The organism is Alteromonas sp. CNT1-28 (assembly GCF_022348345.1).
Classification (GTDB): Bacteria; Pseudomonadota; Gammaproteobacteria; order Enterobacterales; family Alteromonadaceae; genus Alteromonas; species Alteromonas macleodii.
This window is the reverse complement of sequence record NZ_JAKREZ010000058.1, coordinates 1-12,087: the sequence shown is the minus strand read 5'-3', so window position 1 is coordinate 12,087 and position 12,087 is coordinate 1. Positions and strand designations below refer to the sequence as shown.

Annotated in this window: 12 protein-coding genes and 1 pseudogene; 9 read left to right on the top strand and 4 right to left on the bottom strand. The window is 42.9% G+C overall.

What is annotated here, in order from left to right:
• Positions 1-1,132 precede the first annotated feature (1,132 nt).
• The 9 genes from MHN02_RS20720 (at position 1,133) to MHN02_RS20680 (ending at position 6,641) form a co-directional block, all read left to right on the top strand.
• Positions 1,133-1,567: a MerR family DNA-binding protein gene (locus MHN02_RS20720; protein WP_012516906.1), complete on the top strand. Its 435-nt coding sequence runs from the start codon at positions 1,133-1,135 to the stop codon at positions 1,565-1,567.
• Between the two features lie 75 nt (positions 1,568-1,642).
• On the top strand, positions 1,643-3,886 hold the full coding sequence (locus MHN02_RS20715) for a heavy metal translocating P-type ATPase (RefSeq protein WP_012516907.1): 2,244 nt from the start codon (positions 1,643-1,645) through the stop codon (positions 3,884-3,886).
• A gap of 11 nt (positions 3,887-3,897) precedes the next feature.
• A complete protein-coding gene (locus tag MHN02_RS20710; protein ID WP_012516908.1) occupies positions 3,898-4,251 on the top strand; it encodes a cupredoxin domain-containing protein in 354 nt (117 codons plus the stop codon).
• Positions 4,252-4,259: 8 nt separating this feature from the next.
• On the top strand, positions 4,260-4,598 hold the full coding sequence (locus MHN02_RS20705; RefSeq protein ID WP_168463278.1) for a DUF2933 domain-containing protein: 339 nt from the start codon (positions 4,260-4,262) through the stop codon (positions 4,596-4,598).
• Positions 4,591-5,256 carry an isoprenylcysteine carboxylmethyltransferase family protein gene (locus MHN02_RS20700; RefSeq protein ID WP_024015555.1) on the top strand — a complete coding sequence of 222 codons (666 nt, stop codon included), beginning with the start codon at positions 4,591-4,593 and terminating at the stop codon, positions 5,254-5,256. Before MHN02_RS20705 ends, MHN02_RS20700 begins: the two co-directional genes overlap by 8 nt.
• The gene (locus MHN02_RS20695; RefSeq protein ID WP_239247868.1) at positions 5,240-5,650 is read left to right on the top strand and encodes a hypothetical protein; all 411 of its coding nucleotides are present in this window, start codon (positions 5,240-5,242) and stop codon (positions 5,648-5,650) included. Before MHN02_RS20700 ends, MHN02_RS20695 begins: the two co-directional genes overlap by 17 nt.
• Before the next feature lie 17 nt (positions 5,651-5,667).
• Entirely contained in the window at positions 5,668-6,039 is a 372-nt protein-coding gene (locus tag MHN02_RS20690; RefSeq protein ID WP_012516912.1) for a hypothetical protein, read from the top strand.
• A gap of 99 nt (positions 6,040-6,138) precedes the next feature.
• On the top strand, positions 6,139-6,384 hold the full coding sequence (locus MHN02_RS21745; RefSeq protein WP_012516913.1) for a DUF5676 family membrane protein: 246 nt from the start codon (positions 6,139-6,141) through the stop codon (positions 6,382-6,384).
• Positions 6,385-6,485: 101 nt separating this feature from the next.
• On the top strand, positions 6,486-6,641 hold the full coding sequence (locus MHN02_RS20680) for a hypothetical protein (RefSeq protein ID WP_012516914.1): 156 nt from the start codon (positions 6,486-6,488) through the stop codon (positions 6,639-6,641).
• Positions 6,642-6,796: 155 nt separating this feature from the next.
• Here MHN02_RS20680 and MHN02_RS20675 read toward each other — a convergent pair whose 3' ends face one another.
• From MHN02_RS20675 to MHN02_RS20660, 4 genes and pseudogenes are all read right to left on the bottom strand, one after another.
• Complete coding sequence (locus MHN02_RS20675) at positions 6,797-8,122, bottom strand: APC family permease (protein WP_239247866.1); 1,326 nt, start codon at positions 8,120-8,122, stop codon at positions 6,797-6,799.
• Positions 8,123-8,279: 157 nt separating this feature from the next.
• Entirely contained in the window at positions 8,280-9,026 is a 747-nt protein-coding gene (locus tag MHN02_RS20670; RefSeq protein WP_239247864.1) for a copper resistance protein B, read from the bottom strand.
• Between the two features lie 9 nt (positions 9,027-9,035).
• Positions 9,036-10,850 carry a copper resistance system multicopper oxidase gene (locus MHN02_RS20665; RefSeq protein WP_239247863.1) on the bottom strand — a complete coding sequence of 605 codons (1,815 nt, stop codon included), beginning with the start codon at positions 10,848-10,850 and terminating at the stop codon, positions 9,036-9,038.
• A gap of 665 nt (positions 10,851-11,515) precedes the next feature.
• A pseudogene (locus MHN02_RS20660) lies at positions 11,516-11,989 on the bottom strand (MauE/DoxX family redox-associated membrane protein); the annotation flags it as partial.
• Between the last annotated feature and the right edge of the window lie 98 nt (positions 11,990-12,087).

Sequence of the window (12,087 nt, the reverse complement as noted above, 5' to 3'; positions counted from 1 at the left end):
ATGGACTGCCTAGAGCAGCTCAGCAAGCCCGAAACCAATATCGATCAACTACTACCATGGCAGTTTACTAAGCGTTAGGTGGGATTAGCGGACGCTTACAAAACACCGCTCAATTTAGTCATGCCCTTCGACAGTATGGGCACTTTGGGATTCTTATTTCGTTAGATAACGCGTTATATATCGCAAATGATGTCGAAGTCACAACTTTCAGTCACGATTTCACGTGCGGTAGCATAATCTTTGAGGATGCACTAATTAAAAGCATTGCTATAAATGATGGCTATGTTGTACTTTCTAAGCGTAGTTTAAGGCTATATGAATCAACAGTACTAAACTAGTTGATTACGGCTTTAATGTTTAAAGGTCCTAAGCACTTTTTTGTGTTGTGTTGATCTACGTCAAAGTAAGAATAACGGAATACCGCTACTATTCCCTTACTCACTGATGGAGTTTATTGTGTCAGGCATTTATAAGTGGTTTAAATTAGTACTAATAGCTGCGCTGCTTTCACAGCACGGCTTTGCTATGACGAACCCAATTAAATGTGATGGTCACGACACATCAGAATCTCATATGTCCTCAAATGATTCCTTATCAAGCGTAGAACATACTACTTTAAATAATCACACACTTCATTCAGAAAAGAACCAGGATGTACAGCACTGCGAAGGAAATGATCAATCGATATGCGCGTGCTGTATAGGTGCTTACTGTGCAACTTCTTTAACCCAATTTTGTATACTTTCAAATATTGAAATTCTGATAAGTGAAAACATTAAGCAAAGCTCATTTTCAGATATAAATATTACCCCTTTAATTGGTATACACTCTCCTCCCTTCCACCCTCCGATTAAGAGCTACACATAAACTCAGTGAGGCTTTTCTCTAAGTTTTCTTTACTAATCAATTGCAATCAAAGAATGTCTTAGACGATCAGCTGCTTAATTAATATACATTAAGACACTGTTTGCTATCAGTAAACGAACAGCAAGTATTATCCGCCTCACTTAAAAACGCATTACATCTTAGAACCGAAAGTTTCACGAGTTACATGCCTATTGACCTGCGTCCCACACACAGGTTTAGCCTTTAGGTATAAGTAAAATTTTAGGTTAAAGACATCGGAACAACTATGAAAGTAAGAGAGATCGCAAGCGCCTTGGCTACAACGCCAGATACTGTTCGCTATTACACGCGCTTGCAGTTAATAACGCCGGCAAAATCTGACAATGGTTATAAATTCTATTCAACGAAAGATGCTTCCAGGTTGCGGTTTATATTAAGTGCAAGGCATTTAGGTTTTTCAGTTGAAGATATCAAGCAAATTCTCAGAGAAGCAGATAATGGAAAGACCGCTTGTCCCCTAGTTAGAACCTTAATTGCAAGAAGGCTAGCAGAAACAGAAAGACAATTTAAGGCAATGTTGTTACTCAGGCAAAATATGATGCTGGCAGTAAGGAAATGGGGAGCAATGGGTGACAAAGCCCCATCCTCACACGTGGTCTGTCATTTAATAGAAGAGTTTGAACACACCGTCCTGGAGGAAAACATAAATGACAGAACTTAATGCAGGTGTTTCTTCAGAAAAATTGTTGTCCGTCAAAAAACAAGTCTTCTAAAAATAGGAAAAAAGGAGAGCACTATGAGTGCAGAAGTAACACAGCGACAATTAGTGATAGAAGGCGCCGGATGTGCCAGTTGCGTTGGAAAAATAGAAGCTGCCTTGAAGCAGACGCCGGGAGTGCAGAATGCCGAAATGAACTTTGCAGACAGAACAGTACTTGTATCGGGTACAGCGGATTCTCAATTATTGGTTCAAGCAGTAGAGTCCGTTGGTTACAACGCAAAGCCTTTCGAAGATAAGCCTGACACTGATGTAGTCGATGAAAAAGAAGCAGCGGATAGGACCTATTACAAAAAGCTGATGCGAGATACTTTCATTGCGCTTTCGCTAGGTATCCCTCTAATGACTTATAGCATTGTTGTCGACGAAATGACGGTCGAGACTAATGTCGAGAGGTTGTTGTGGCTAGCAGTTGGCCTACTGACGCTGGGTGTAATGTTCTTTTCCGGCCGGCATTTTTACATCGGTGCGTGGAAGAGCTTTAAAAATCATTCTGCCAATATGGATACACTCATTGCACTTGGTACAGGCACAGCATGGTTCTATTCGATGTTGGTAGTGTTGGTACCTGAAGCAGTGCCGTTAATGGCAAGGCACGTTTATTTTGAAGCTACAGCTATGATCATTGGTCTAATTGATCTGGGGCTTGCCTTAGAACTAAAAGCCCGCGGAAAAACCTCAGAAGCAATCAAACGTTTAATTGGATTACAAGCGAAAACAGCCACGGTTATTCGCGACAATAAAGAGGTCCAGGTCGCTATCGAGCAAGTGCTTTTTAACGATGTCATCAAAGTCAGGCCTGGAGAAAAAGTGCCTGTTGATGGTGTGGTTGTTGAAGGCCATACGTCAATCGACGAGTCAATGCTAACCGGGGAACCGATGCCAGTTGAAAAATCACATGACGATGAAGTCGTTGCTGGAACTCTCAACAAGTCAGGAATGTTTCTATTTAAAGCAACTCGAGTAGGTAAAGACACGGCACTGGCGCAAATCATTGCAATGGTTAAACGCGCACAAAATTCAAAGCCGCCTATTGGGCGCTTGGCCGACGTGATATCCGCTTACTTTGTTCCTGTGGTCATGATTATATCTGTGCTCAGTGCGCTAGCATGGCTGAACTTTGGGCCTGAGCCCGCACTGGCATTTGCCATAGTTTCGGCCACCACTGTATTGATCATTGCTTGTCCATGTGCATTGGGCCTAGCCACGCCGATGTCAGTTATGGTGGGGGTTGGAAAGGCTGCTGAAGCCGGCGTGCTAATTCGCAACGGCGAAGCGCTACAAACGGCATCAAAAATCAGTGTGATGATACTGGATAAAACCGGAACGATTACGGAAGGTACACCCAAGGTCACTGACATAATTTTAGCCAATTTCAGTGATGAAAAGACAGTGCTGCAATTGGCAGCTAGTCTGGAAAATGGTTCAGAGCACCCATTAGCAATGGCGATAGTAGAAAGTGCCCACGACCAGGGCATTGAGCTGCTGAAAACCGAAGAGTTTAATGCGATTACCGGTATGGGGGTTGAAGGCCGTTGTGAAGGAAAGGCCTTATTGTTTGGTAACAGCAAGCTTATGGCTTCAAAAGGGGTGGGCATAGGTAATTATTCAGAGAAAGCACAAACACTGGCCAAAGACGCCAAAACTCCCATGTATTTCGCTGTAGATGGACAACTTGCTGCCATCATAGCGGTTGCCGACCCGATAAAACCTGACTCTGTTTCTGCCATCAAGCGTCTTCAGGCTAATGATATCCGGGTCATCATGTTAACGGGGGACAACAAAGAAACTGCTGCTGCAGTGGCAAAGAAAGCGGCAATAAGCGAGTTTTTTGCTGAAGTATTGCCCGAAGATAAGGCCAACAAAGTACATGAATTACAGCAGCAGAGAGAAGTAGTGGGTATGACTGGTGATGGAATTAACGATGCTCCGGCTCTTGCCTTGGCTGATGTTGGCTTTGCCATTGGTACAGGAACGGACGTTGCCATTGAAAGCGCCGATATCACCCTGATGCGCGGCTCGTTGCATGGTCTGGCCGATGCTATAGCGGTTAGTAAAGCCACCTTGCGCAACATTAAGCAAAACTTGTTTGGAGCCTTTATCTACAACGTAGCAGGTATACCTTTTGCGGCGGGCGTGCTCTATCCATTTTTCGGAGTATTGCTAAGCCCAGTTATCGCCGGAGCCGCCATGGCATTTTCTTCGTTAACAGTGGTATCAAATGCGAACCGGCTTCGCCTATTCAAGGCAAAGGACCACTAAGGAGTTTTCTTATGATGATAATTAATATTGTAGGACTTACGGGTATTGCACTGATTATTTGGTGGTTTTGGTTATACAAGCCTGATCAGACAGTTACTGAAAGTAACGAAATACTCATAGAAGTAAAAAATGGCGTGTACTCACCAGCGTCTATTCAGGTAAACGCAAACCAATCTGTTACGTTGAAGTTTTTGCGCAAAGATGAGTCTCCCTGTTCCGAAGTACTGCTAATTCCTTCATTAGATATCAGTGAGCAGCTAACGCTTAATGAGGTAACACCAATTCACCTCGAAAACGTCCCACAGGGCGAACATACTTTTCACTGCCAGATGCAGATGTATCGCGGTGTTCTTACGGTGGTATAGGAGGAGTCATGAAAAACAGTCACCCCAGATTTTGGTCAACACCTACAGGGTGGGCAGCATTAGCGATGATCGCTGCCGTTACTTATTTTTTAATTTTCGAACATGGTCATCATGTCCTTCAGTTTCTTCCCTATTTGATTTTATTGCTGTGCCCATTCATGCATATGTTCATGCACAGTAGCCACGGTAAACACGGACACGCCCACGAACATTCTCGCGACAGTGACAATAAGCAGAAAAGTTTTCAGGAATTGAGTGATAACAACGCGGCTTATCGTGATGGATACATTCAGGGGTTGGAGGAAGGCCGAAAGGAGTCACTTAAAAAGGACAACCAAGATGAATGATACATATGATTATGGCTTATGGTCAATGGTGATACTGAACTCAGCTATTTTTATCTTTTTTGCATTCAGTTTTGTAAAGCCAAAATCTTCCACCGACTGGCGAAGTTTGGGGGTATTTTCTGCGTTTATTGTAGCCCTGTTTACCGAAATGTATGGCTTCCCACTGACTATTTATTTCTTGTCAGGATGGCTTGCTGAAACCTATCCGGAAGTAAACTTTTTTGCGCACGAAAACGGACATCTGTTGCATACTTTCTTTGGTTTTAAAGGCGACGCCCACTGGGACCCATTTCATATCGCCAGTATGGTATTTATTGTTGCAGGATTCTTTATCTTGTCCTCAGCATGGAATGTGCTGCACCACGCTCAGAAGAACCATCACTTAGCTAAGACTGGATGGTATGCGCGGTGTCGCCACCCTCAATATTTAGCCTTCATACTGATCATGTTCGGTTTTTTGTTGCAATGGCCGACCATTCCCACACTGGTCATGTTTCCAGTTTTAGTTGTTGTGTATGTGAAACTGGCAAAGCGTGAAGAAGCTCTGGCTATTGCTGAATTTGGCGATGAGTATGTGAGCTATATCAACACGACACCTGGCTGGATCCCAAACCTCAACTTTAAATTAAAAGGTGAAAACCATGAAAAAATTCACTAAATCAATCATTTTTTCAACCACATTAGTAATGGCTGCAACATCGCAAGCTCAACAAATGGAAGAGCATGAGCATAAGGGCTCAGACAAGCCAGAGATTCAAACGGGAATGCCTATGCGTGGCCAAGATATGCATATGATGAATGCAAAAATAAAGTCGATGAAGGAAGAAGTTAACGCTATCAAAGAAGAAAAGAATCCCAGCAAGCAGCGTGAAATGATGAAAAAACACATGCAATCCATGATGGGAATGATGCATATAATGCACGAAAAAATGGAAGGGCAACCCATGCAAAACCAAGTTGATATGGCAGAAAGGCATCTTAAGATGATGGAAGTAATGATGTCGAAAATGGATGGAAGCCATTCACCCGAATCTCATAAACATTCAAATTAACACCCGAGGAGATAGATATGAGTGATTTAGACCACAGAGTCGGTGTCAGAGAAGCAAATTTAGTCGTTCGGAATTTACGGCTCAGCAATGTCTATGAGGCAAATTGCGAGCCCCTAATTGAAGAGATTGACAAGCTCTTTGGCATTGATGAGGTGAGCTACAACATCAAAGAAGGGGCTATTCACCTGGCATATGATGCGACACATATCGATTTAGACGGTATTGAAGCGATCATTCGAAAACACGGCGCAGATCTTCACAATGACTGGTGGACACACACAAAAGAAGGTTATTACCAGTTTGTAGATCAAAATATAAAAGACAATGCGACGCACAAACCGTGGAGTTGCCACCACTTGCCGCAGGGCGCTCACAGGAAGCGTACATAACCTTATTGTGCTCTACGTTCTCACTCAACAACAATGCTGAGCGATGTCGTTACATTATGATGCTGGCTTTAAGGAGGCGTAAGATGAAAATTCGAGAAAATGTATTTGCGTTCGCGTGCGCCGCATCGTTCAGCTTCGAGAGTGTTGTTAGTTGTTAGTTCTTTGTTCATTATTACAATGCCCGACATGATGTCACCCATGGCTGGTAATATAATGTTTTCAGACTGGCAAGGGATGATATGGAACGTGCCTTTATTGGGTGTAGTGATAGGCGGAGCTTTATGGGCTTTGTTCGCAGGTGTACTGGGTTGGCTTATTGCCAGTATTTACAATAGGCAGCTGTAGTAGTGAGGGCTAAATAAATAGTCAGTATTTGTCCTTTTAGCACAGGTACGATATTTGCTGATATCTACTGCCACATAAATTTAAACTAACGGTGAGATATTATGATAACCAATAATTCAGAATTAGCCTTACAGCAAGCCATGCAACTACCCAGTCAAACCAATACAGAGAAGCAGGGTTGTAGCCAGCCACCTGAGTCAAAAGGACAGGAGTTTGCTGAAATAATGAATACACTGAAGCAGCAAAAAAGCGGTTAAAGTGTGCCACGAGTAAAAATAACCGGCACGCTAATGCCGGTTAATTCCTTTCCTATTCATAACAACTGCGCTTACCTTTTAGGCTGCTACTCTGCCTACGCTGAATATTGTCTTACTCCGTCGATGTAGTTCATGAACAGCTTCAATGATTTGCATCAGTTATAATTTTTATCATCATCATCATACGCATGGAGCTTTAGAAACCATTTCTCAGCCGCGAATACGATAAGAAGTCCAGCCACAGAAATCCCAACAATGAAGATATCTGATTTTGCTTTCACCCACATAAAAGATAGAAGAACAATGATATCGAGAATAATTGCACTGACTAGTACCCAAGCTTTAGCTTGCACATCATCTCGTAAATGCTTGAACACTCCCCAGTGGATGAAGATATCCATTACGATATAAAAAACTACACCGATGGAGGCTATGCGGCTCAAATCGAAGAATATGGTAAGAAATATTGCGATGACTAACGTATAAATTAAGGAATGTCTTCTTATATCTCCCGGTAATGAAAAATGACGGTGAGGCACAAGTTGCATTGATGTAAGCATCGATAGCATTCTTGAAACAGCGAAGATGCTGGCAACGACACCGGAAGACGTGGCAATAATCGCGAAAGCTATAGTAAACCAAGCACCATACTGGCCGAATGCGGGTCGAGATGCTTCAGCAAGCGAATAATCTTTTGCCTGTATTATTTCGCCAATTGATAAATTTGCTCCTACTGCAACTGCGACAAAAACATAAAGTACCACACAAATGGATATAGAAATGACTATGGCCCTTCCTACATTTTTTTCTGGTTGTTTGAGCTCGCCTCCGCTGTTTGTGATTGTAGTGAATCCTTTGTATCCCAAAATACCAAGTGCCACGGCTCCGAGAAAACCGGTTGCGCTGGTATCTTGCGGTTGAGCTGAAACGCTCTCAAACGACAAACCGGTTGCCCACAGCCCACCAATTGCCAAAACTGCAAGTCCTGCTATTTTGATAAAAACCATAATAAATGAGAGGGTCTGTATGAATTGATTACTCAAAATATTAACAATGAATGCCACAATAAGAAGACTCACGCCAAGCGCTGGTATAAGCCACTCAGCGCCCTGAGAGTCAAACAATTGTAGGACATAAGTGCCAAAAGTGCGGGCTACCAAACTTTCATTGATAACCATGGAAAAAAACATTAGCAATGCACAGGCACCAGTCAGCAGACCTCTACCATAGGCTTTTTTCAGAAACATGGCGATACCACCTGCAGAGGGGTATTTCTGTGCCATTTTGATGTAACTGTATGAGCTAAACCCTGCAATTATCGCTGCAACTAAAAACGCAAAAGGAAACCATGTGCCTGCCAGCTCTGCTATTTGCCCGGTTAAAGCAAATATACCAGCACCTATCATTACACCAGTTCCCATCGATACCGCGCCCCAGAGGCTTAACGAATCTTTCCTGTTTGAATGCTCGTGTTCATTCATATTGGTTACTCCTTTATGTCATGTGAGCCTGAGTAACAACAAAAGCAACCTGCAGCAAATATAAGGACACAGGCCCATTACAAAACAAATTCGAAGACGTGTAGAAAGAAATAACTGGCAATGGCATACCAGTTATTTCATTTTTAGCGTAGGGCGTTTAAAACCAAATCCTTGCACCTAACACTACACCAGTTTCACTGGTTGACTTGCCTTCAGCCTTTAATGCATCAGCTGTATTTCCCAAAGCTTTGCTGTAATAAACACCGACATAAGGTGCTACCTCCCTCACTATTTCATGCCGATATCGCAAACCAATACGAATATTACTCAACCCGCTTTGACGGTCATACTTTTCAGAATCGGTGAGGTTGGCAACAACTTCCAGTCGCGGTTGCAGATAGGAAACTTGACTTAGTTGCCAGTCATATTCGGTTTCATTGATGAACTGCATGTCACCGTCTTCGTTAATACGCAGTGAATTTTCCATTTCAAACCAGTAAGGCGCTAGACCTTGATAACTGACCACCGCATAGTTTTCCAAATCCGCATCGGATGACAGCTCTCCCTTTGTGCCCACACCAAATTGTATAGACCAAAAAGAAGAAACGAGATAACCGTACAACAGTTCTGCTCGTTCCAGATCAGTAGGCATTCCATCGTTTTGTGTATTTTCGCCTTCGCTTTTAAAAACAAGACGATGGTAATCTCCGCCATACCACGCCTGCATGTCCCAGACCGCTATATTTTGCTGCTCATCAGTGCGAGTATATTCAAGCCGGTCAAATAGAACTTGGCCAAAATATTCATTAGGAATAGGAGATGGCCAGTCATCTCTTGATTGAGCCAAAGCATTGTCAACGCTCAAAGTTAATGTTATTAGGCCTGCTATTAATATCTGTTTCATTTTAATCTCCTATGCGACCTGTACAACACGAAACATACCTGCTTCCATGTGGTATAGCAGGTGACAATGAAACGCCCACTCACCGGGGGCATCTGCGCTGATTTGTAACGAGACCTTCTCTCCAGGCTTGAGGCTGATCGTGTGTTTACGAGGTCTTGGATATTGGCCGTTTTCAAGTTCCATCCACATACCATGTAAATGAATAGGGTGATCCATCATAGTGTCATTAACCAAGATCAGACGTAGTCTCTCGCCATAATTGAAACGTACATATCCGTCTACTTCACTAAACTTTTTGCCATCGAACGACCACATGTACCTTTCCATATTGCCCGTTAAGTGAAGCTCAATTTGACGTTCCGGCTCTCTTTCGTCAGGCCAAGGACTTTCACCGACTAAATCTGTATAAACAAGGACACGATGTGGGCTGTCTTCCAAACCGATCCCAGGTTCATCCAACCTAGAGCTTGGATTTTTAGCAATCATCGCTGCACCAGCGCCGTGCCCGTCTTCGCTGTGGACAATGTCTATGCTTTCTACTGGGAGCTTTTTGGAGGGGGTCATTTCTCCTTCCATTTGGGTGCCATGCATTGTATGGGCGCTATGCTGCCCCATTCCTTTCATTTCACCTTTTGGAGCAGCCATGCCCGAGCTGTCGACCTTGGGCTTATCCATATTCATGCCTTTCATACCAGACATGTCCATCCCCATCGCCGCCATGCCACGCTCTGTGATAACTCGCTGTGGGGGAACCTCTGCAGTAAGGCCAATTGACGGGGTTAGGGTGCCACGCGCATATCCACTTCTATCAAAACTTTCCGCAAAAAAGGTATAAGCTTTTCGCTCTTTTGGCTGAACGATTACGTCATAAGTTTCCGCTACTGCAATTCGAAATTCATCCACATTTACTGGTTTAACAGGCTGACCATCTGCAGCTACAACCGTCATTTCAAGCCCTGGGATGCGAAAGTCGAAATAAGTCATCGCAGAACCATTTATAATCCTCAACCGGATTTTTTCGCCTACTTTAAACAGGGCCTGCCAGTTGTCCTGTGGTGTCCGGCCATTCATTAAGTATGTATATGTACTGCCTGTAACGTCAGCTATATCGCGAGGGCTCATACGCATTGCACCCCACATAGCACGCTCTTCCCATGTATCGGCAAACCCTTTTTTCTTTACGTCTTCTAACGTGTCGAAAATAGTTCGCTTTTGATAATTGTAATAACCTTCCGCTACCTTCAGTTTTCGCATAACTTCATGGGGGTCTGAAAACGTCCAATCGCTTAAAATAATTGTATGTTCCCTATCAGCCCCAATGTCTCCATTTGCAGGGTCGATCACAAGAGGTCCTAAATGGCCCAACTGTTCTTGGAGGCCTGAATGACTGTGGTACCAGTAGGTGCCGTTTTGCTCGACATCGAATGCATATTTAAATGTTTCGCCAGGTTTTATTCCGGCAAAGGAAACTCCCGGAACGCCATCCATATCTGGTGGTAAAATAATCCCGTGCCAGTGTATTGAAGTATCTTGGTTAAGGTGGTTAGTTACATTGAGGTGCGCTCGCTGTCCTTCTTTCAATCTAATCAACGGGCCCGGCATTTGACCGTTGATCGTTATAGGTGAGCCCATATTTGAGCCTATTGGCAATTGCGCTTTTGACACATTGAGATTTTTAATATCACCTGTCAAAACTTGATCTTTAAAATGGCGACCAACAGGTGCTGCCCATAGAGGACTAACGTTGGTTAACGCAGCCGCAGCGCTCGAGGTTAGGGCACCGAGCACAAATCTTCTGCGACCGTTGTCGATAGAATTTTTCATAGTTTTTAGCCTTTGAATTGATACTAACTGGACGAAGGAAGTTCATCCATTTAAAAAGTATTACTAACTAAGTCAGTGCCTTAGGCTATCGGTGGACGAAAAGGTGGAGTGAAAATTTTGAAGGGAACAGCTAGAGCGATAATGTCATACTGCTCAGCAAACGTTGTTTCAAATTGACGAATGGGAACGTAAAAAAGACTTGTAAAGTGGTAGCAATTGGTAGCTATACACATACATCCATCATTGCAGCAACCTGATTTACCCGAATGCGAGGGGTGTCCATCAGTGTGAGCGCTTTGATGCTTAGAACTAGGTGAACTGCTACGTTTCTCCTCATGAGCGTCTGCGAATTTGTGAGAAACCTTAGTTAATGAGCTATGTTCATCCATTTTCATTTCACACGCATCAACTGGCACGGTAAACAGTACCAATAAATATCCAATGCATAGTGTGAAAATAATAGATCTCATAACTTTGTATTTGCTCTCAACCTTTACGCGACGTTATTCCCTTAGACAAGATAAGTCTTAAGGACACTTTAATCAATGACATTTGCTTGTAACTAAGATAAACAACTTCCTATGTAGTTAAACAAGCAGTCTTTTCAATCTTAAAAGCTGATAGAGTTACTTTTATTAAGTTTAGTCGATAAGCAACTCTTGTAACTAAAAAGATAACATGAGTAATGCGCCTGCTATCATAAAAATGTTTTCTGATAGTGAAACAAAACCTAACGGCACGTTACTGTCCCCACCGACACAAGCACATTTGAGCTCCCGTTTATCCACATATACTGCTTTAAAGACAGAAATTGCCCCAACGGTTCCTATAAATAGTGAAAATGGCGCAACAGCTATGGCAGGCAGTTGAGCTACCATTCCTATCCCCGCGTAGGCTTCAAGAAATGGGTAGATGTAACCATATCGAAGCCACCTCATTGCCAACAAATCGTAGGTTATGAACGAATTTGTAAAACTATACAAATCCTTCAATTTTTGAACTGCAAGTAGTGTCATTGAGAAAGCAATAAAGAGAACCAGTGTTCTTATAGAGATGAAGTCTTCAGAAACAAAGAACTGGAATGCTAACGATAGCAGAGCTGCCACAGAAAAAATCGCAATAACAGGTGCATAAGTAGTGAGACTGTAACTAATTTTGTGTAACTGCCTATCTCAATTTACTCTATAGAGAGTTAAGGATAGGCAGATGAACATGAATAAGAAAGAGCTTGAAGCTT